Source organism: Campylobacter sp. P0085, assembly GCF_002139495.1.
GTDB lineage: Bacteria > Campylobacterota > Campylobacteria > Campylobacterales > Campylobacteraceae > Campylobacter > Campylobacter devanensis.
Genome location: NZ_MJKB01000003.1, coordinates 1 through 22,119 on the forward strand (window position 1 = coordinate 1; position 22,119 = coordinate 22,119).

General features: G+C 33.7%; 21 protein-coding genes. All 21 read right to left on the bottom strand.

Going from position 1 to position 22,119, the window contains the following annotated elements; genetic code table 11:
* Positions 1 to 229: 229 nt before the first annotated feature.
* The 21 genes from nifJ to CIGNP85_RS03665 all read right to left on the bottom strand — a co-directional run bounded on the left by nifJ (position 230) and on the right by CIGNP85_RS03665 (position 22,079).
* Positions 230 to 3,781 carry a pyruvate:ferredoxin (flavodoxin) oxidoreductase gene (gene nifJ, locus CIGNP85_RS03565; RefSeq protein WP_086287029.1) on the bottom strand — a complete coding sequence of 1,184 codons (3,552 nt, stop codon included), beginning with the start codon at positions 3,779 to 3,781 and terminating at the stop codon, positions 230 to 232.
* A gap of 273 nt (positions 3,782 to 4,054) precedes the next feature.
* On the bottom strand, positions 4,055 to 4,720 hold the full coding sequence (locus tag CIGNP85_RS03570) for an HAD family hydrolase (RefSeq protein ID WP_236845590.1): 666 nt from the start codon (positions 4,718 to 4,720) through the stop codon (positions 4,055 to 4,057).
* Positions 4,692 to 5,531: a mechanosensitive ion channel family protein gene (locus CIGNP85_RS03575; RefSeq protein WP_086229852.1), complete on the bottom strand. Its 840-nt coding sequence runs from the start codon at positions 5,529 to 5,531 to the stop codon at positions 4,692 to 4,694. The genes CIGNP85_RS03570 and CIGNP85_RS03575 overlap by 29 nt, the downstream gene beginning before the upstream one ends.
* A 2-nt stretch (positions 5,532 to 5,533) precedes the next feature.
* Complete coding sequence (locus tag CIGNP85_RS03580) at positions 5,534 to 6,544, bottom strand: OmpA family protein (protein WP_086287030.1); 1,011 nt, start codon at positions 6,542 to 6,544, stop codon at positions 5,534 to 5,536.
* Between the two features lie 414 nt (positions 6,545 to 6,958).
* Positions 6,959 to 7,348, bottom strand: a complete 390-nt coding sequence (gene rpsI / locus CIGNP85_RS03585; RefSeq protein WP_086225465.1) for a 30S ribosomal protein S9 — start codon at positions 7,346 to 7,348, stop codon at positions 6,959 to 6,961.
* Positions 7,349 to 7,350: 2 nt separating this feature from the next.
* A complete protein-coding gene (gene rplM / locus CIGNP85_RS03590; protein WP_063998780.1) occupies positions 7,351 to 7,776 on the bottom strand; it encodes a 50S ribosomal protein L13 in 426 nt (141 codons plus the stop codon).
* An 85-nt stretch (positions 7,777 to 7,861) separates the two neighbouring features.
* The gene (locus CIGNP85_RS03595) at positions 7,862 to 10,621 is read right to left on the bottom strand and encodes a RecB-like helicase (RefSeq protein WP_179187363.1); all 2,760 of its coding nucleotides are present in this window, start codon (positions 10,619 to 10,621) and stop codon (positions 7,862 to 7,864) included.
* Entirely contained in the window at positions 10,618 to 12,972 is a 2,355-nt protein-coding gene (locus tag CIGNP85_RS03600) for a PD-(D/E)XK nuclease family protein (RefSeq protein WP_086287034.1), read from the bottom strand. The genes CIGNP85_RS03595 and CIGNP85_RS03600 overlap by 4 nt, the downstream gene beginning before the upstream one ends.
* Entirely contained in the window at positions 12,962 to 13,495 is a 534-nt protein-coding gene (locus CIGNP85_RS03605; RefSeq protein WP_086227306.1) for a hypothetical protein, read from the bottom strand. The genes CIGNP85_RS03600 and CIGNP85_RS03605 overlap by 11 nt, the downstream gene beginning before the upstream one ends.
* A 2-nt stretch (positions 13,496 to 13,497) precedes the next feature.
* The gene (locus CIGNP85_RS03610) at positions 13,498 to 14,100 is read right to left on the bottom strand and encodes a hypothetical protein (RefSeq protein ID WP_179187007.1); all 603 of its coding nucleotides are present in this window, start codon (positions 14,098 to 14,100) and stop codon (positions 13,498 to 13,500) included.
* Complete coding sequence (locus CIGNP85_RS03615; RefSeq protein WP_086227307.1) at positions 14,097 to 14,198, bottom strand: hypothetical protein; 102 nt, start codon at positions 14,196 to 14,198, stop codon at positions 14,097 to 14,099. Before CIGNP85_RS03615 ends, CIGNP85_RS03610 begins: the two co-directional genes overlap by 4 nt.
* Positions 14,199 to 14,200: 2 nt before the next feature.
* Entirely contained in the window at positions 14,201 to 14,419 is a 219-nt protein-coding gene (locus tag CIGNP85_RS03620; RefSeq protein WP_086228781.1) for a DUF4006 family protein, read from the bottom strand.
* 1 nt (position 14,420) lies between these two features.
* Entirely contained in the window at positions 14,421 to 15,293 is an 873-nt protein-coding gene (locus CIGNP85_RS03625) for a cbb3-type cytochrome c oxidase N-terminal domain-containing protein (RefSeq protein WP_086227308.1), read from the bottom strand.
* A complete protein-coding gene (locus CIGNP85_RS03630) occupies positions 15,290 to 15,520 on the bottom strand; it encodes a cytochrome c oxidase, cbb3-type, CcoQ subunit (protein WP_086225472.1) in 231 nt (76 codons plus the stop codon). The genes CIGNP85_RS03625 and CIGNP85_RS03630 overlap by 4 nt, the downstream gene beginning before the upstream one ends.
* Before the next feature lie 8 nt (positions 15,521 to 15,528).
* Positions 15,529 to 16,194 carry a cytochrome-c oxidase, cbb3-type subunit II gene (gene ccoO / locus CIGNP85_RS03635; protein WP_086235015.1) on the bottom strand — a complete coding sequence of 222 codons (666 nt, stop codon included), beginning with the start codon at positions 16,192 to 16,194 and terminating at the stop codon, positions 15,529 to 15,531.
* Positions 16,195 to 16,204: 10 nt separating this feature from the next.
* Positions 16,205 to 17,671, bottom strand: a complete 1,467-nt coding sequence (ccoN, locus tag CIGNP85_RS03640) for a cytochrome-c oxidase, cbb3-type subunit I (protein ID WP_086287037.1) — start codon at positions 17,669 to 17,671, stop codon at positions 16,205 to 16,207.
* 201 nt (positions 17,672 to 17,872) lie between these two features.
* Positions 17,873 to 18,559: a response regulator transcription factor gene (locus CIGNP85_RS03645; RefSeq protein WP_086240840.1), complete on the bottom strand. Its 687-nt coding sequence runs from the start codon at positions 18,557 to 18,559 to the stop codon at positions 17,873 to 17,875.
* Positions 18,552 to 19,748, bottom strand: coding sequence for a PAS domain-containing sensor histidine kinase (locus CIGNP85_RS03650; protein WP_236845591.1), 1,197 nt, complete (start codon positions 19,746 to 19,748; stop codon positions 18,552 to 18,554). Before CIGNP85_RS03650 ends, CIGNP85_RS03645 begins: the two co-directional genes overlap by 8 nt.
* Positions 19,745 to 20,410 carry a sulfite exporter TauE/SafE family protein gene (locus CIGNP85_RS03655; protein ID WP_086225477.1) on the bottom strand — a complete coding sequence of 222 codons (666 nt, stop codon included), beginning with the start codon at positions 20,408 to 20,410 and terminating at the stop codon, positions 19,745 to 19,747. Before CIGNP85_RS03655 ends, CIGNP85_RS03650 begins: the two co-directional genes overlap by 4 nt.
* Positions 20,410 to 21,528 (bottom strand): glutamine-hydrolyzing carbamoyl-phosphate synthase small subunit, encoded by a 1,119-nt coding sequence (gene carA / locus CIGNP85_RS03660; RefSeq protein WP_086287041.1) that lies wholly within the window; start codon positions 21,526 to 21,528, stop codon positions 20,410 to 20,412. Before carA ends, CIGNP85_RS03655 begins: the two co-directional genes overlap by 1 nt.
* A complete protein-coding gene (locus tag CIGNP85_RS03665) occupies positions 21,528 to 22,079 on the bottom strand; it encodes a DUF507 family protein (RefSeq protein WP_086225479.1) in 552 nt (183 codons plus the stop codon). Before CIGNP85_RS03665 ends, carA begins: the two co-directional genes overlap by 1 nt.
* Positions 22,080 to 22,119 lie beyond the last annotated feature (40 nt).

Consider the following 22,119-nt stretch of genomic DNA (forward strand, 5'->3'; position numbering starts at 1 on the left):
TAAGTGATTTTATAATTTTTAGAGTGGATTTAGATTGGATTGGATGAGATATTAAAATATTATGGGGGTGTGATTAAATTTGTGGGTTTTGGGGAGGTTAATGAGTTGGCTATGGGATAAGAGTGAATTTGATAGTTTTTGGTTTATAGATAATGTTAAAAAATAATTAAAAAATAAATTTGCCTACTCATAAAAATTATGAGTAGGCCTTAGTGATTAAATTATAAATTTAATTTAACTCATCGCTATAATCAGCTGCGGCTAAGCGTTTTAATTGTCTATATCGTCGCTTAGCGTCGTTTAGGTTTTTAGCAAATAGCTCATCTGCATGACTAGGATTGATCTTTTTAAGCGAGTTATAACGAACTTCGTTTAATAAAAACTCTTCATATCTATCCCAATTAGGCTCTTTGGATGTGATTTTAAGCGGATTTTTGCCTTGAGCTAATAGACTTGGATCATAGATATATGTAGGCCAATATCCACAAGCTGTGGCTAACTCCGCTTGCTCTCCTGACATAGTAAGGCCACCTTTGATACCATGAGCTATACATGGAGAATAGGCTATTATAAGGCTTGGGCCATCATATTCTTCGGCTGCGGTGATAGCTTTTATCACATTTGCTTGACTAGCATTTAGATTAATTTGGGCTACAAAGATATTGCCATAAGTCATTGAAATTTGGCCTAGATCTTTCTTTTGGACTGCTTTACCGCTAGCGCTAAATTGTGCTACTGAGCCACTTCGGCTAGATTTTGAGCTTTGGCCGCCTGTGTTTGAATAAACCTCTGTATCAAGGACTAAAACATTGACATTTTCACCACTTGCTAATACATGATCCAAACCGCCATATCCGATATCATAAGCCCAGCCATCGCCTCCAATAATCCATTGTGATTTTTTGGCTATGTATTGTTTAAGGCTTAAAAGCTCTTTTGCCCCTTCGAAATTTGAATTTGCTTCAAGTAGTGGGACTAAGGTATCTCTAATATTTTGGGTAGCTATTCTATCATTTTTATTAGCTAACCAGTCATTATATAGCGCTGCTATAGCATTTGGGGCTTTGTCTTTGGTATTTAGCATTATGCTCTCTACTCTATTGCGGATAGTTTGCATAGCTATCTCCATACCCATACCAAATTCAGCATTATCTTCAAATAGCGAATTCGCCCATGCTACGCCGTTGCCTGTTTTATTAGATTTTCTATATGGTGATGATGGTGCTGACCCACCATAAATAGAGCTACAACCAGTCGCATTAGCTATCATTAATTGCTCGCCAAATAGCCTTGTAACTAGAGTGATATATGGTGTTTCACCGCATCCTGGACATGCGCCGTGAAATTCAAATAAAGGTTGAGCAAAGCCAGAGCCTTTGACGCTTTGTTTGTTCATTAAATCATCTTTATAGACAACTTTTTTAAATAGATAATCTGCGTTTTCTTGTTCGCCTTTTTCTATTTCGCCATTTAGTGGCACCATTACTAGGGATTTTTCTTTGCTTGGACACTCATGAGCGCATAATTCACAACCGGTGCAATCTAATGGGCTTACTTGAATTTTATATTTTAATCCTGTTAGCTCTTTGCCTTTGGCGTTGATCGCTCTATCTTTGACACCTTGTGGGGCATTTGCCATCTCATTTTCATCTATCAAAAACGGCCTAATAACAGCATGCGGGCATACAAAAGCACATTGATTACACTGGATACAATTCTCCTCTATCCATTTTGGTACCATCACGCCTACGCCACGCTTTTCAAATTCAGTAGTCCCCGACTCAAAAGAGCCATCTTCATAACCTACAAAGGCTGAAACAGGCAAATAATCCCCACGAGCAGCATTCATAGGTTTAGCGATATTTTCTACAAAATCACTACCTTTATATTTATCCTCTTTTATATCATCGCTTAAATTTACCCAGCTTGGATCAATATCTATTTTGACTAACTCACTAGCACCCTCATCGATGGCTCTGTAGTTCATCTCTACAATTTTATCGCCTTTTTTGTGATAAGTTTTGTAGGCGTATTCTTTCATATATTTTCGTGCTTCTTCATAGTCAATGATACCTGAAAGCTTGAAAAATGCCGATTGCATAATGGTATTTGTGCGATTTCCTAGACCTATTTCATAGGCTAATTTTGTAGCATTTAGTATATAGAAATTCGCATTTTTTTGCGCTAAAATGCGTTTAACTCTATTTGGGATTTTCTCTATTGTTTTTTGAGCATCCCAAATGGAATTTAACAAAAATGTCCCCCCATCTCTTAAGCCATCTACAACATCATAAATATCCAAATACGCCGCCACAGAACAGGCTATAAAATGCGGATTTGATACTAGATATGTAGAGCGGATAGGATTTTTGCCAAATCTTAGATGGCTTCTAGTATAGCCGCCTGATTTTTTGCTATCGTAAGCAAAATATGCTTGAGCATATAGATCTGTTTTATCGCCGATAATTTTGATTGAGTTTTTGTTTGCTCCAACCGTACCATCAGCTCCAAGCCCATAAAATAAACACTCTATACAATCTTCATCACTTAGTGAAATTTTATCTCCTACTGCTAGTGAAGTAAATGAGACATCATCTACTATACCAACTGTAAATCCATCTTTAGGTGTAGGTGAATTTAAATTTTCATATACTGCTAACATTTGAGCTGGATCGACATCTTTTGAGCTTAGGCCATATCTTCCACCTACTATAATCGGGGCATTCTCTTTGCCATAATATGCGGATTTGATATCTAAATATAGCGGCTCACCAAGGCTTCCTGGCTCTTTAGTGCGGTCTAAAACGGCTATTTTTTCTACCGATTTAGGCATCACATCAAACATATATTTAATACTAAATGGTCTATATAGATGGACTTTTAGCACGCCTACTTTTTCGCCTTTGGAATTTAGATAATCTACAACCTCTTCAAGCGTTTGAGTAACTGAACCCATCGCTACAATCACTCTAGTGGCATCTTTGGCGCCATAATATACAAATGGTGCGTAATTTCTGCCTGTAACCTTAGATATCTCACTCATATAATCAGCCACAATATCAGGGATAGCATCGTAGAATTTGTTGGTTAGCTCCCTAGTTTGAAAATATATATCATCATTTTGAGCCGTTCCTCTGATTTTTGGATTTTCAGGATTCATAGATGTTCGTCTAAACTCTTCAACTGCCTCTTTATCAAGTAATCTATCAAATACACTATAATCCATCACTTCGATTTTTTGAATTTCATGGCTAGTTCTAAATCCATCAAAAAAGTGTAAAAACGGCACCCTACCTTTAATCGCACTAAGGTGAGCTACCCCGGCTAGATCCATAACTTCTTGGACTGATCCAGTAGCAAGCATAGCAAATCCAGTCTGCCTACAAGCGTATATATCTTGATGATCGCCAAAAATTGATAAGGCTTGAGCCGCCAAAGATCTAGCTGCGACATGGATCACGCCTGGTAGCATTTGGCCTGCGATTTTATACATATTTGGAATTTTAAGCAATAGCCCTTGAGCTGCTGTAAATGTAGTAGTTAATGCTCCAGCTTGAAGGCTACCATGTACTGTACCGGCCGCACCGGCTTCGCTTTGCATCTCGACTACTTTAACAGGCATTCCAAAGAGATTTTTCTTGCCTTCACTTGCCCATATATCCACATAGTCTGCCATAGGTGAACTAGGCGTAATAGGATATATCCCAGCAACTTCTGTAAAAGCATAAGAGGCGTAAGCTGCTGCTTCATTGCCATCCATGGTTTTCATAATTTTACTCATTTGATTCCTTTCTAAGCTAAATTTTTATATTTAAGGAATAAAAATTTAAGACTTATATTAGTTTAATTATTTTTAACTTAAAGTTAGCAATTATATTATAAAAACTTAAAAAATAAGTTAACTATAAATTTATTTTTATATAAATTATCAGTTATATAAATAATACATAGCTCAAAATATGATTTTTCCATAAAATTAATATATAATTAATTATAAAAAATTAGCCAAATTTTTTTAGCTAATTTATAAGTTTAAACAAAAAATCAATAAATTTTATGAATTAGATATCTTGATATACTCTACAGCGCTTAAAGTATCTAAGCAGACATAATCACAGATTGACTCTAAATTCTCCCTACTCTCATATCCGCAAGTTACGCCAATACTGAAAATACCAGCACTCTTAGCTGCTTTAGCATCCATTGGGGTATCGCCTATCATATAGCTTTTTGGGCTCTTGCCAATCACTTCTAAAGCCTTTAGAATCGGCTCGGGATTTGGCTTTGGATGGGTTACATCATCTCGCCCTATAACAACGCTAAAATATTTTAAAATTCCTAAATTCTCAAGCAAATTTTTAGAATACAAAGAGGTTTTTGTGGTTACTACTCCTAAATTCGCAAATTCACTAGCCCTGCTCACTGCTTCAAATCCACCGGGTAAAAGAGTGGTTTGTGATAGGTAGTTTTGTCTATAATCATCTTTGTAAATAGCGATAAAATCAGCTATCAAATGCTCTTTAACTCCAAGTGAGCCAAACATATACTCCAAAGGATGTCCCACTAATGAGCAAATTTGAGCCTTTGTAGGCTCGGTGAGATTATGACTTCTAAAAGCCTTATAAAATCCATTTACGATAGCTTCAGTAGAGTCAATAAGCGTCCCATCAAGATCAAATAAAATAGTAGGCTTATTCATCATCTTCGCTCTCTTTCTCATATATATGATGCGTTACAAGTTGCGGATATGGGATACTAATCCCAGCTTCATCAAATGCCATTTTAACGCCTTCTAGCATAGCTGACTGCGTAGTGCTATAATTTTCATTAAGCACCCAAAATCTAGCTAATATATCAATGCTGTGAGCCCCAAGAGCGCTTACTAATACGCTAGGTGCAGGCTCTTTTAGAATTAACTCATTTTGATTTGCAATATTTAAGATTATATCCTTAGCTAATCTTAAATCATCTTTATAATCCACGCTAAAAAGTAGCTCAACTCGCCTTGTTGGTGTTAGTGAGAAATTTATAATTTTGCTATTTATGACCTGTTTATTTGGGATAATGACGCTTTTGCCATCGCCAGTTATTAGACATATACTAAACAAATTTAACTCACTCGCTACGCCGTTATATCCGCCAATATCGATATTATCCCCTATTCTAAATGGCCTAAAAAATAGAATCAAAATCCCAGCTCCGATATTGCCAAATGAATCTTTAAAGGCCATACCGATACCAAGCCCTATGGCGCCAAGCATCGCTACAAATGAGGTCGTATCGATACCAAGATTTGCTAATGCTGCTACAATGACAATTATCAAAAATATTGTTTTGGATGAATTTATAATAAAACTGGCTATTAATTTATCTATTTTGGCTTTTTGTATGACTCTTTCTATAATAAGGCAAATTCGCCAAACAATCCACTTGCCAATAAAAAATATAAGTAGTGAAAATATAACTCTAAGGCTATATTTAGCACAAAGTGCCAATATAGCCGTATAATCAAAATCGGTGATTATCTGCATAATTAATTACTAAATTTAGCATCAACACGGCGATTTTGTGCTCTACCATCTTTGGTTTTGTTTGTAGCGATTGGAGATAACTCACCATAGCCTATTGTTTGGATTCTATCTTTGCTTACACCCATATTTATAAGCACATCTGCTACTGCTTTGGCTCTTTTTTCTGATAAAATTTGGTTATATTTTTCTGAACCTGTAGAATCTGTGTGGCCTTCTAATACAACTTTATACTCACTATTCATATTTAAAACTTTAGCAACTTCTTCTATTTTAGCTACAAATTTTGGGCTTAAAGTTGCGCTATCACTTGCGAAATTAGCATGTAAATTTAATCTAATTAATTTTTGACAGCCATTTTCATCCACCACGGCACCTGCTGGGGTATTAGGGCATCTATCTTTGCTATTTAACACTCCATCATTATCATCATCGCCATCTACTACTTGTGAAGCGATAGGGGCTTCTTGGGTTATGGTAGGCTCGGATTTTTTGGTAGCACCAAAGCTACTAGCAAAACCTAAAGTATATAAAAATGTGCTATCTCCTTCTTTGAAGTTAATAGCATCTCTTGCTTCTAATTTGATAGCAAAATTATCCACTACTTTAAATTTAACCCCCAAACCAGCTTGACCAAATCCATCATCATTAGCATCATTTGCCTCTTTACTTAGATCTTGATATCCAGCACCGGCCAAGGCATAAACAGAAAATCTATCAGTTAAAGCAAAATCTTTTACTAAATTTAAATAGTATCTAGCAATTCTTGTATCATAGCCAATTTCTTTGCCATTTTTGTCTTCAAATGTAGCCTTAGGAGTGTAATCAAAGCCAAGCTCAATTTGACTAAGCCAAGATAGATCTAAATTTCTACCCAATCTTAGACCAATTAGCTTTTGGTCATCAATACCTTGAGTGCCTTCTGGGTGAGCATATCCACCAACTATAGTTAATTCATATCTATCGCTTGCAAATATCGCTGACGCCGCACATAATGCTAAAATGATTTTTTTCATTTTAATTCCTTAAAAAGTGTGATTAAATGTAATGATTAATTTAGGAATAATACATTAAATCGCTTTAAAACAATATAAATTTTGTGATTTTGAATGTTTGAGATTTATAAAGATTTGATTACTCTTTTGGGTGAAAATAACCAAAATTAAATTATCAGAAAACTTAATTTATTTTATAATGCGATTTATGGCTTTTTCGTGATTTATGAAAGTTTAAGAAAAGTAATAAAATGTGGTATCGGAGTTGGATTGCAACTCCGAAACTATTACAAAAAGGAGGTTTATCTGTTGGACATCGGAATTATATGTAATCAATCTTAACTTAATAAAAATTTATTATAAATTTTTGCTAAATAAACAAAATTAAATTTAAAAAAGCTCCAAAAGCCAAAAGGCCTTTGGAAATATGAGATATTATCTTTTTGAGAATTGCGGACTTCTTCTTGCTTTTCTGCGGCCATATTTTTTACGCTCTACAACACGGCTATCACGAGTTAGAAGGCCTTGTGGTTTAAGAGCTGCTCTAAATGTTGCATCAATAGAAGCCAAAGCTCTTGAAATTCCGTGTCTTAAAGCCTCTGCTTGAGCCGAATACCCACCACCTAAAGTCGTGGCTGTGATATCCATAGAAGTTTCTTGTTTTGTTACTAATAATGGTTGAACTACTTTAAGCTTTATAGCTTCGTGTCCGCCAAGCCAAGTATTTAAATCCATACCATTTACTGTGATTTTGCCGCTACCTGGTTTTACCCAAACTTTAGCAACTGCTGTTTTTCTCTTACCTGTTGCGTATGTTGTTGCCATTATTATTTTCCTTCTTTAGCTATTTGTGCAGTGTGCGGATGCTCACTACCAGCATAGATTTTTAATTTTTTAAGCATCTCTTTGCCTAATTTTGTCTTAGGTAACATACCACGGACTGCTAATTTATAAAGTTTTTCAGGTTTATTAGCTAGTAAATCACCAAATTTTTCGCTTTTTACGCTACCAAAATAGCCTGAATGTCTGTGATAAAGTTTCTCTTCAGCTTTATTCGCACCTGTGAATTCTGCCTTACTAGCATTGATGATGATTACATAATCTCCGCAATCAACATTTGGGCTAAATCCTGGCTTATGTTTGCCACGAAGTAGTGTAGCAGCTTCAGTTAGCAATCTACCAAATCTCTTTCCAGAAGCATCAAGAACGATCCAATCACGCTTTACTTCATTTGGCTTTGTTATCTTTGTCATAATCTTGCCTTTTATATAATTAATTTAGGAGTGAAATTATAGCGAGACTAGTTTAAAAATAGCTGAATTTAAGAAAATTTTTATATTAGAGCTTTGAAATTCGAATTTCATCATTTAATATATAAATAATACTCGCTTTTACGCTTTTTTGTGGATAAATTTGAGATAAAATATCTAGATATTCTCTGACTTGCTCTTTATGCTCATCGCTATTTTTAAGAGAGGTTTTGTAGTCTATTATCTCGATTTCATCGCTATTTACGCATAATAAATCGATGCGTTTTAACGCCCCATTAAATCCGATATCTTGCTCTTGATATAATCTTTTATCTTTTATAATTTCTAAAAATTGCGGGTTATTTAAAAGCCTATCAACTCTAGCTTTAATATCCTTTAGGCCATCTTGGTCGATAAATGCTCCAAATTTATTATACAAGCAATTTTGAGCGATTTTAAGTGAGTTAAAATCAGCAAAATCAATGCTCTCAAGATAATAATGCAGCGCCTTGCCAAAGTAAATAGAATCTAAATTTAAGCTCTCTTTTGGCTTATCACTGGTTAAAATCTCTTGTGGCGCAACCTTTTCAAATGGTTTAAGATCGGTTATTTGCAGCTTGGACTCTTGCTTTTTGTCGCTATTTGGTTTGATAATTCCTGATTTGTATTCTTTTAAATTTAGATATTCTACCGTTTTGCCATTTGATTCATACTCAGTAAAATATGAGATATTGTTGCCATTTGGATTATCTTTGGCTAAGATTATTAAGCTATGTTTAGCCCTGGTTAATGCTACATAAGTTTTATTTATAACCTCTTTTCTATCAAGCTCTTTTTGTCTATCTTGAAGCTGGATATAATTCTCATCGCCCAAATACTCAAACACCTTATTAGCTAACCTTATATCCCAGCTATCTGTCTTTAGATTATACTCCATTAAAAATTTATCTTTTTGGCTATTTTCTTTGCCTATATAATCAAGCACGATGACATGCTCAAACTGTAGCCCTTTGCTCTTATGAACGGTCATTATCGTTATGCCTTTTTGGCTATTTTTAGCGCTAGTTGTCTGGTCGTTATCGATATTGAAAGTAAAGTCATATATATCGCTATATCTGCTACTAATCTCATATAGTTTCAATAAATCAACATCGCAAGGCTCAAGCTCAAGGTATTTAGCGATGAATTTTAGAGTTTGAGCTACACTAGCATCGCTTTTTAACTCTAGTTTGGCTTTTTTGGTTTTGGTTATCTCATATTGGGCGTTTAGATATATCTCATCACCAAAAATAGAGTATTTCAAAAATGCCACCACCGCCGCTACATTGGCACTTTTGATAAGATTATTTGTAGTTTGGGTAGATACTTCTAAGCCCTTTTTTTCTAAAAAATCTTTGATATTATAAATATCGCTATTTTTCCAGCATAGTATCGCCATATCTTTATGTTCTATGCGGTTATCTTCGAGTTTTTTTATGCTATCATAAATCGCCTCTAAATACTTTTCTCTATCAAATTTAACAACCCTCACATAGCCATCATCTTTACTATTTGGAATTTGATCTATGTAGTGTGGATATTTCTTTTGAAATATCTCATTTACATATTTTACTATCTCTGTATCACTGCGATAATTTTTATCTAGGCTTTGAGCTTTTATCTGTGAAAAATCCTCTTTGAGCTTATTAAACAGCTCACTTTGACCCCCACGAAATCTATAAATACTCTGCTTTATATCACCAACATAAAAAAAGCTCCCAACGCCACTTTGACCTTCGCCAGAGAGACTTTCATCTATGAGTGGTTTTAATATCTCATATTGCTTGATATCAGTATCTTGAAACTCATCGATCAAAATATGCCTAATCTTAGCATCAAGGCGAAAATATAGCATATCGATATTTTGATTGTTTTTGTTAGTTAGAAGCTCATTAACCCAATTTGTGATATCGGCAAAACTTAGGCTATTTTCACGGCGATTTACATTAGCAATTGCCTTTTTATAGAGATCCACAAAATATGAAATTTGAGATATTTCATACTTCTCAAGAGCTAGGTAATACTCTTTTAGAGCACTTATAAACTCATCTCTAGCGGCGTTAAATTCGGCGTTGTCTCTTACTTTATCAAAATATTTTTTATCTATATCTTTTACAACCGCTTTTTCAACTATCTCGTTTAAGCTTAAATTTTTATTAAAATTCTTCACATAATTACCATCGCTACTCAATTTCAATGCCACATCACATAACTCATTATATCTATCCATTGCGTTTTTAGTGCTTGAGAGTGGGGCGTCGAATTTATCAAATTTATTTTGTGAGAGTAGAGCAAGCTTTTCAAAAAGGGCATTTTCTTTGCTATTTGTATAATATAGATATTTTGCTACTTTGCTTATCATTGAATTTGAGTTTAAGAGCCTTTTAAACTCATTTTTAACATCAATGCTATTATCATTAAGAGAGTTAAAATCTGGCATAAGACCTAAATTTAAGCTAAACTGCCTAAGAATCGTAGCAAAAAAGGAGTCAAATGTAGATATCTTTAACTCACTTGATAAAAAATCAGCCATAAATTTATCTCTAAGCGCCAAAACTTCTTCTTCTGATTTACCCAAAAGCTCGCAAATAGCATTTCGCTCGCCATCATACTTGCTTGAATCTAGATTACAAAATGTATCTGTGATCCTGTGCTTCATCTCGTTTGCGGCTTTGTTTGTGAATGTTAGGGCTAGAATTTTTCTTGGATGATTGCCTTTTAATAATAGAGCGATATAGCGAACTGATAGAGCAAATGTCTTGCCACTTCCCGCACTCGCTTCTAAGCATAAATAATTTTCAAATTTCATCTTAATCCCCTTAAACATAGAGATTTATACGGGCATATATCGCAATGTTTTGTATCTTGATAAAATTCAATTTGGGTATTATTTTCCTTTTTTAACTCATCTAAAACTTCGATTAATTTATCAATGTCGGCTTTGCTATTGGTAAATTTATTATCATCAAATGAGTAGAAATACCCCTTGGCGGTTTTATTAAATTTCGCTTGATATAAAAGCTCATAAAATGCTAGCTGTAAGGACTTTTCATCTGCTTTTCCGCTCTTATAATCAATAAGCCAAATCTTTTCGCCATTGATATCTACTCTATCAATCTTGCCTTTGATAGGAATACCATCAAACTCAGCTTCAATTTCCATCTCACATTTGCTAACGCTAAATCCATCTTTGAAATGGCTATTTTGACTAGATGCGAACTCATCAAGTTTTAGCTTAAAAATCTCGCTTTTTAGCGTGCTCTCTTTTTGATATTTGTTATATATCTGTAAAAACTCGCTTTTATCAAATTTATATTTCGATTGGGTGAAATACTCTTCTAAGGCTTCATGTATCAAATTACCAAAATCTAGCGCATCCCTATCATCAAATCTAGATTCTTCAATATTTTTGATATATTTATAATAATACCGCCTTTTACATTTAAGATAGGTATCTAAGCGAGTAAATGAGAGAGGCCAAGCAAAAAAATCGTGAGTTTCTACAATATCCCTAGGCGTCAAATCAATAGCGATTCCGCCTTGACGCAAGGCGTTTTCATATGAAATTTGCGAAATTTCAATCTTTTTAACGCCCTCAAAATCCTTAATAAATCTAGATATGATATTCTCATCATTTTCAACATAGCTGATAGATACCCTTTTGGCTCTATTTATCAAGCTTTCGTAGTAAAATCTCTGTAAATTCTCCCTATCGCTATGGCTGATTAGACCGGCATTTTTTCTCACTACTGAGCTTAGAAACATCTCTTTTTGGCTTCTTTTTGGAACAAATGAGTCATTAAAATCCACTATCACAACACCATCATAAACTCTAGAACGACTCTCTAAAACACCCATTACAGTAACTAATCCACCACCAGTCATACTCTCTTTTTTATTGGCAAAATTTAACAAAAATAGCTCAAGAAGTTCACTAAATTTAAGTTCAATCTCTCTTAAAAGATTTTTAATATTAAAAAGCTCAGTTTCTATAAACTCAGCAATTTCAGTGCTTTTTTTGATATCACTTAGTAGCAACTTCATAACGCTCTCAAAGCTTTCAAAACTCACTTTTGAATAAAATATTTCTTTAATATGATTATAAATTTGGGTTGATAAATTAAAACTATTTAGCGTAGCAAGTATTTGATTTAGACTTGGTGTCTCTTTTATATAATTTGGGTTAAATTTATAATCAAGCTCTTGAATAATAGCTTCTTTTAAAGAGTGTAAAAATATACAAATTGGATCATTGCGTAGGCTTTTACCCATAGCATAATTTAGCATATTATTTTCATCTAGATTTTGCAATACCTCTGCAAAGCTCTCATCAGGTAGTATAACAGCGATATTTTGCGGTTTTATCCCATCTCTTATCATATTTGATATCTCATCAAAAACAAAAGCCGCTTGTAAGCTACGAAGAGAAAATCCCATAATATTTATATTTGGGTTTTGGTTTAGTCTAGTCTTGCTTTCTATGGATTTATCGCTTAAATTTAGCTTATAGTTATGGCTGGTTTTGAAATTTAAATTTGTAAAATTTTTTATCTTTTCTATCGTTTTTTGGTTAAATTTACTACAATCTACACTTAAAATCAACTGAGTTTGCTTAGCGATTTTGGTTAAAATCTCCCACTCTAATGAGGTTAAAATCCCATCAAGCCTAAACTCAATCCTATCAAAATTGCTAATAAAATTTGAGTTTATTTCATAACATTCACTAAGTGTAATATCATCGTATATATTTGATGAATTTAGACTATCTTTATAAATTTTCCCTAAATTATCTAAAATTGTTAAATGTTCATCATAGCTAGCATAAGTATCAGCACTACTTAAATTAGTTACGGTACACTTTTCTCGGCTAAGCTCCTTAAAAAATGAGAATAAATAGTGCGAATTTTTAAGAAAAATTAGAAATTCATTTTTTATATTTAAAATTTTGGAGATATTCTCTACTCTAGCTACAGCATTACGCATATGCAGCAAGCACTCAGTATCACTAGCACGGCGTTTATTTGGCACATATGTAACCTCTTCAAAAAACTCAGCCGTACTAATAGCCTTTGGTAGAAGCGAATTTAAACTTAGCTTACTAGCATAAAAATCCCGCACATTCCTAGAAGTACTAAAGACAAAAAGCGATCTATTTTGCATATAACTCTACTTGATAAAATCCAGTTTTATTATCATCAACTATAATCTTGGCCTTAATCTGCCATCTACCTGCTTTGGTTAAATTTAGATCATTTATAGCCAACTTGCCATTAATATTTTGCCCATTTAGCTCTCTATCAAATTCACTGCTATCTGGACGAGTTAGCAATATCTTAGAGCTATATTTAGTAGCATTTGTATCAAATTTGATATTAAAGTTTTGATTTAATGGGACTATTGTAGCAGTTTTACCTTTGCGAAGTTTTTGAATTTCATTTGGCAATATCTTGGTGTTTAGCTCAATTTGCGGAGTTGTATCAAAGGCAAATTCACGATTAAAATTTGCTTGAGCCGCTTGAATTTCATTAAAATTATTATCAACTTTTTGATATTTATCAAAGTAATAATCATCCATATGCACAGGATAATCAAGCGAATAATATATAGTGTAAGCACATGAACATACTATGGCAAATATAGAGATTACAATTCCGTATGGCCAAAATGTTTTACGATTTTGCATTATTAACCCTTATTAAATTTACGAAAAATTAAAACAATAATCACAAGAATAATTGAACCATATATTAAGTATCTAAAGATATTTATAGTATCTCTATTTTGTGAGCCTATTGAATTTTCTAAAATAATATTTTTGCTAGCTGCTATTTGATCGGCTATATCAGCATAACCATTTAGCATAGAGGAATTATAGATATCTTTACCTTTATTTTGTGTTAATAGTGGAATTATTGAACCAGTTTGTGGAAATGGGCTTAATACTGCCTCTTTATCAAAAAGCATTAAAGCATCATTTGAAGCAAATATATCAAGCTGACCAGCCTTGCTAGAAAAATCCTTAGGAATAATAGCTAAAACAACATATGGTGCTTGAAGTGTTTTAATATGAGAACTAGCTATATCTTTTAAATTTATCCCTTTTATATTCTCCGCAGTCAATAGATCTAGACTAACTCCAGTTTTGCTCTTAAGTTCTTTACCGATTGAATTTAGCTTAATCTCCACAGCCTCACTGATAATATTAGCATTATCAATTACAGCTCCATACGCACATATATTAAGCAAAGCGGCAATAAAGCCGCTTTTAAGAATATTAAATACTCTCATCCGATGAAAAGACTATTTGGTGTAAGCACTGACCAAGCAGTTATAGCCGCAGCAATCACAAGTCCAATTACAATCAATGATTCTAATAGATTAGACATATTTACTCCTTAATTACCATAACTTCAGCAGCTTTTTCAACACTACTTTTCATCTCTACAGATGTAGGATTTACTAGTTTATATGGCTTTTGCATTACATCTTGCTGAGCCACTATACCTAGATATGTAAGCACAACTAATATAGATAGCAAAAGAGCAGTAGCAATCAGCATACCAGTAACTCCGCTTAATGAAAATACAGATCTATTTGTGTTTTCCATATTATTCTCCTTTTGAAAGCGAAATTATATATTCGCCAACAGCTTTTTCTTGAGTAGGATTAATAAGTCCTGTGCCAGTAAATTTAGGCATATGGCCAATATCCCCTGTTTTGCCACGAGCTAAAACCTCTACTACAAAATCACTTGAGCCATATTTAGTAAGATCTGGAGCCATTCCATCCATACCTTTGCCATCTTCACCATGGCAAGCCGCACAAGTAGCCCACGCTGCACGACCAGCTTCTACTAAGTCTTCATTTACTGTGGATTTAATAGCTGATATCTCTTTAGCAGTAAATGCTGCTAGTGCCTTAGCAGTAGCTTCATCAATACCATTATCAGCTGCACTTAACATATCGCCAAGCGGGTATCCTAAGCCTTTTGAACCTTTGATGATAACATCATAAATTCCTTTTTCGCTACCCCACTCTATTAGGTTAGCTGCTTTACCATTAATACCATCACCTGTGATTCCATGACATGAGGCACATTGAACCAAAAATACTTGCTCGCCAATTGCTTTTAACTCATCTTGAGTAGCATTTTGGAATTTAGCTTGGAAGCTTGCGTTATATTTTTTGACCTCTTCATTATACTCACCAATTTGTGAATATGAATTTAAAGGATATCCAGCTAGAAAATACCAAATTGCCCATACTATAGTAAGAACAAATACAACAGCCCAACCAAATGGAAGCGGATTTTTATATTCACCAATTCCATCCCAGTTATGCTCACTTAGCTCACCGCCCTCTTTTTTCACTTTCATCAGTTTAAATAGCCTACCTACGACAACTAATGTCAACAATACGATGGCTATAGCACCAAGAATAGAAAGCGAATTTACACTGTCTTCTAGATTAAACCATTTCATTTTTTAACGCTCCTATTAGTATCTTTGCTAGAAGTAGAGACACTCTCAAGAATTTCATCTTGCAAATCATCATTCAAGGCTAAATTTGAGTATTTTTCATAATCTCTTCTACCAGTTTTTTCTGATTTTTTTAGATGAAACCAATAGCTATATAGTATAACTACCATAGCTATTAACATTATATAAAAGCCATAAGCTTGAATCTCTCTCATAGTCTCTACACTCATAACAAACCTTATTTTAAGCTATTTAAATATGCAATCAATGCAACTATTTGGCGGATTTCGCCTCTAGCAAATGCATCTTTTACATCTTGATCTTTCATCTGGCTTACGATAGCCTCCGCTTCTGCTCTTACCTCTGCTTGAGCCTCTTCCCAGCTACCTAGCTTTGGCATTCCTTCTACATCATAAGGAACATTAAATACTTTTTTAACTGTAACAGCTTCAGCATAAGCAGTCTCTATGTCTGCATTTTTATTAAACATATGAGCATAAGCAGGCATAATAGATCCTGGAACTACGCTTACTGGATCTTTCATATGATTTTCATGCCAGTCAACACTTCTATAATTACCAATTCTAGCTAGATCTGGACCGGTTCTTTTTGATCCCCATAAAAATGGTCTATCATAAGCAAATTCACCACTTACTGAATACATACCATATCTATCTGTTTCAGATTTAAATGGTCGAATTAGCTGAGAGTGGCACGCATTACAGCTATCAGATATATATACATGGCGACCAGCTAATTGTAATACTGTATATGGTTTTTTGTGCTCTACAGGTCTAGCACGATCAGCAAAATCTGGCAAAATTTCAACAATACCAGCATATGCTATAAAGATAAACACAAATACCGCAAAAAAGAATGGATTTTTCTCTAACCAACTAAACATACATCCCTCCTTACGCAGCCATTGGTGAAGCACTTACTGGCTCACGATCTATAGGCTTACTTGATGAGATAGATTTCATAATATTGTAAGCAAACATAAAGAAACCGATTAGATATAATAAACCACCGATAGCTCTAATCCAATAATAAGGCACTAAAACAGTAACTGTATCTATAAATGAATAAGCAAGGTTACCATATTCATCTGTAGCTCTCCACATCATACCTTGTGTGATACCAGCGATCCACATAGATGCAAAGTATAGTACGATACCTGTAGTTTGGATCCAAAATTGTGCTTCCATTAGAGATTTGCTATATAATTCACGCTTAAAGACCCGTGGAGTCATATGGTATAGTGCAGCCATAGTCATAAATCCAACCCAGCCTAAAGTACCATCATGGACATGTCCAGGAATCCAATCTGTAAAGTGCGCTAGAGCATTTACTGATTTTATTGAAAGAATTGGTCCTTCTAAAGTAGAGAACATATAGAATGTAGAGGCTAAAACCATAAATTTAATTAGTGGATTATCTCTTAATTGTCCCCATTCGCCTTTCATTGTTAAAAGCATATTGATAGCAGAACCCCAACTAGGCAAGATAAGAACTATAGAGAATATAGATCCCATAGTCTGCATCCAATCTGGAACAGTAGAGTAAATAAGGTGGTGACCACCAGCCCAAAGATATACAAACATTAAACCCCAAAATGAGAATAGAGATAACTTATATGAAAAGATTGGCTGACCACTCTCTTTTGGTAAGAAGTAATAAATTTGAGCAATAATTGCAACTGTAAATACAAACGCAACCGCATTGTGTCCAAACCACCATTGAACTAGCGCATCATTTGTACCTGCATACATAGATACAGAGTGGATCCAACTACCCATACCAGATACTAGACGAGTAGGTACTTCCATATTATTAAATAGATATAGCATAGCCACGCCAAGGAATGTAGCTATATAGTACCATAATGAGATATATAGAGTTTTTTCACGGCGGATTCCAATTAATCCAAATATACTAACACCCCATAAAACCCACACAACAACAACTATAATATCAATTGGCCACTCAAGCTCTGCGTACTCTTTAGATGTAGAAACACCAGCAAAAAGAGTTACAACAGCTAAAGCTATAACCAATACATATAGCCAGAAGTGAAGCTTACCTATGAACATTAGAAATTTAGATTCGCTCATAGATACTTTAAGCACTCTTTGTCCAATATAATACCAGGTAGCAAAAATACCTGACAACATAAATCCGTAAATCACACCGTTTGTGTGAAGTGGTCTAAGACGGCTAAATGTTCCATATTCACCAGCTAGATAGTTAAGGTCTGGGTAAGCCATTTGAAAGGCTATCAAAGTACCAATACCCATACCAACTATACCAAAAATAATAGTGGTAAACATGAAGTACTTAGCGACTGTATAGTCGTAGTTCAATGCATTACTTGGCTGCATTAAAAGTCCTCCTGTAAAGTTTGTTATCTTTTTGAAAAAAATACTTTTAATTATATGGTAAATAAAATATAAATTAACTTAAAATAATGAAAAAATATCAAAAATTAATTTAAAAGATTTTAAAAAGAGTATAAAAGTATGGAGTTACCATACTTTAAAGCAACTCCGATAATTTGAAAATTTTAGAGTAATTTTACAAATTTACTCATCTTTGGTAGTGATTTTATAGCCAAGACCTGGGATATTCTTAATTAAATTCGCTCCAACTTTATCACGAATTCTTTTTATAAAGGTTCTAATAGCTGCATCACTTACCTTCTCTCCTGTCCAGACGCTTTGTTTAATCTCTTCATGTAAGACTAATGTATCAATCCTTTGAGCTAAAATCGCTACAAATGCTAGCTCTTTTTTAGTCAGCCCAATCTCCTCACCAGCACTATTTATTAGAACTCTTTTGGTTTTATTAAATTTAAATCCATTTCCAATCTCTATTTCAGATGCTACACCAATTTTCTCTTTAGCAAGCTTACAAATAGCATCAAATAACTCTTCGATATCAATTGGTTTAATTAAATATTTATCAATTCCTACATCAATCGCACTTAGCAATCTCTCCTTTTGGCTAAAGGCACTTAGCACCATAACAGGTGTAAATCTAGATATGCACTTAATCTCTTTAGCCATCTCTAAACCATCCATTATAGGCATTACTATATCTGTAAGTACTAAATCTGGGTTGTATTTTTTAAATTTTTTTAGCCCTTCATCGCCATTTCCAGCTACAATTACCTTTTTAAAAACATCCTCCATGATATTAGCTATTGAAGTTCTTATTTTCTCCTCATCTTCGACAAACAAAACAGTTAGGTTTTTTAGTATATCATTCATCATTATCTCCGTTTAATGGTATTTTAATTTCAAAGCAAGCGCCATTTTCAAGGTTGCTTACACTAATTTGACCTTGTAATTTGCTCACAATTCTCCTAACAATATATAACCCCAAACCTGTTCCTACATTTGGATGCTTGGTAGTAAAATATGGATCAAATAACTTATCACTCACACTATCTTCTATCCCACCAGCATTATCAAAAATCGTGATTATAGCATATTTGATCTGTTGATTTGTATCATTTTGAATATATGCTCTTACATTTACTCTCTTATCTTTTATATTATGCTGAAAAAAAGCATCTTTTGAATTTAAAAATAGATTTATAAATATCTGAGCCATCTCATTTTGACGCCCTACTATATAGATGTTATCATCTATATCTATCTCGAGTTTTATAGATGCATTTTTAAAAGTATTCTCTAGCATTAAAATCGCATCTTGAGCAGCATCTTTAAGAGAAAATCTTTCATCATCACCATTATTAGTAAAAAAATTTCTAAAGTTATCAATAATACTACTCATTCCTTTAATCACAGCCTTTGAATGCTCATAAATCTCAATAAATTGTGAGCTTGGCTCTTTAGTGCTTTGTTTGAGTTTATATAAATTTATACTTAATTCATTTAAAGGTTGACGCCACTGATGTGAAATATTAGCCAGCATTTCACCCATATTAGCTAGGCGGCTTTGCTGAAACATTAACTTACTTTGTTCTTCATTTTTAGCCACCTCAATTGCTACACGCTCTTCTAGTTCTCTATTTAGTTCAACTAATTTTTTAGTCTTACGCAAATTATTTTGCGCCCTCATAAGCCTTTCATTTAACTCAATCATCTCAGTAATATCATAACAAATCGCCACAAATTCCTCAATTTCATTATTATCATCTAAAATCGGGATAATCGTAGTATTTAGATAAACAGCTTTGCCATCTTTAGTTCTATTTTTAATCAATCCTTTGTGAATTTTTTTATTTAAAATCGTCTCCCAAAGACGTTTAAAATACTCAGCTGGCACATCTGGATGACGAACGATATTATGCGATTGTCCGATTAACTCATCTCTTAAATAGCCACTAATCTTACAAAACTCATCATTAACAAACGTTATAATCCCATTTATATCAGTTTTTGATACGATATTGCTCTCATCAATGGCTCTTTGATATTGTTGTAATCTCATTTTAACACCATGAATCCTAAATATAAAAGATAAATTCCATACCCAAGCATAATCAAAAATGAAGCTAAATTTATATAATTTTTAAATTTATTACTCAAAGTTGACAAAATCCATCCCGATCCCATCATTACCGGAATTGTACTAAGACCAAAAATAGCCATAATAATCGCCCCATTTACCAAAGACCCACTTCCAAGAGACATAGCTAAAAAATAATATACGACCCCACAAGGTAAAAGTCCATTTAAAAATCCTAAGATTAAAAATGAGATAGTACTATTTTTTTGTCTAAATTTACCAAGTAATGGTATAATCAATGAACTTAATTTTTGATTTTCAATACAAGAAAGGAGTTTACCTCTTTTAAAAATGCCAAAAGCCAAAATAATTAAAACTACTCCAGCAAAAAATATAAGTAAACCCTTGCTAACACCGCTAAAGATAACTGCTGAGCCAAAAAGTCCAAACAAAAGACCCAAAATTACATAAGCTAAAACCCTACTAAGATGATAACCTAAAGATAAAATTAGTCTAGTTGTTCTATCTTTTTGACTAAGCTTTACAGCACAAGCTACTACAAACCCGCCACACATACCAATGCAGTGCGAAAGGCTAAAACCAACCGCAAGTGTAATAGTAGCAAGGATGGTAGTAAGCTCCATTATAGAATTTCTATAAATTTCTTAAATATATATTTGCTCTCATTTGGGCCGCTGCTTGCTTCTGGGTGATGCTGAACTGAAAATACTTTTCCACTATTATAACATACCCCTTCAATAGTATTATCAAAAAGATTTCTATGGGTAATTGTGGCTACTTCGCAGATATTCTCTGGAACATTATAGTTATGATTTTGCGCTGTAATCTCTATACTTTTTGTCTCTAAATTTTGAACTGGATGATTGGCTCCATGCTGACCAAATTTAAGTTTATAAGTCTCATAACCATAAGCATTTGAAAGCAACTGATGACCAAGACAGATACCAAACATCGGAATATTAGCTGCTATTAGTTTTTTAATCTGAGCAATCTCATTAACTAGCATTCTAGGCTCACCAGGACCATTACTTAGAAATACTCCATGAATTTGACCTTTATTAAATTTGTCAATTAAAACTTCACCTTGTACATCATGCGGATATACTTCAAGTTCAAGACCAACACTACAAAGCTCATTTAATATATTTCTTTTAACACCATAATCAATAACGGCAACTCTTTTACCAATTGAATTTACACTACCATAAGCTTGGTTTTTATGCTCCCATCTTGAAACAGTGTGAATATATGGCTCTTTTGTGCTTACGATACTTACATAATTTATCTCATCGATTCTAGCACTACTTTCTAAAGCTTTTTTAAGCTCATCTTTATCACTAATCTCAGTTGAGACATATACTCTTAAATTTCCACTATCTCTTAACATCTTAGTTAAATATCTTGTATCTATATCATACACACCAAATTTGCCTTGGTCGTAAAAAAACTTTTCAATATTTTGTGTTGATCTAAAATTACTTGGATTGGCATTAAAATTACGCATAAATACGCCACTTGCGTGAATTTTGTTACTTTCTGTATCATCATCATTTATACCTACAATCCCAATTTCAGGCATAGTAAATACAATAAACTGTCCAGCATAACTAGGATCTGTAATAATCTCTTCATAGCCAGTCAAAGATGTATTAAACACAAGCTCGCCAAAAGCACTTCCACCCTTACCAAAAGCCTTAGCTTCTAAATAAACACCATTTTCTAAATAAATATATGCCTTCATTATATCATTCCTCTTTTGCTAAGCTCTTCTTCATAGAGTCTTTCAAATATCAAATCATACTCCTCAGTGCCTGGTATTAGCTTTTTCTTATAGTTTTCTAATCTATCTGCTACGCTATCTTCGATAGCTTCATACTGTTTTAAATAGCTTTCTATTGCGCCATAGATCAAATTTTTAACCCTATTTTCTGAAACGCTATAATCGATTAAATTTTCTCTCCATAATCTTTGTAAAATCTCATGCGATAGACTACTATAACGGTCATCATATGAGAGCATTACTCCAAACTCTTTGGCCAATTTTTTCTTAATCAACCAAAACATATTCTTGCGATCAATTTGCATAAAATCGATCTCATTCTCATTTTGTTCCAAAAGCTCTTTTACACGCTCTTCTAGGGCTCTTTCTTTATTTATATCAACACAAAGAATCTCTCGAGCAACGGCAGTTATAGGCTCTGTACCGCTTTTAAATTTAACAAAACCAGAGCCTAAGAGATCAGTTGTAATCTTTCTTGCTATATATGGAGCATGTGGAAGTTTAATACGCATTTAAATGACCTTTATAAATTTTTGACTAATTTTATCAAAA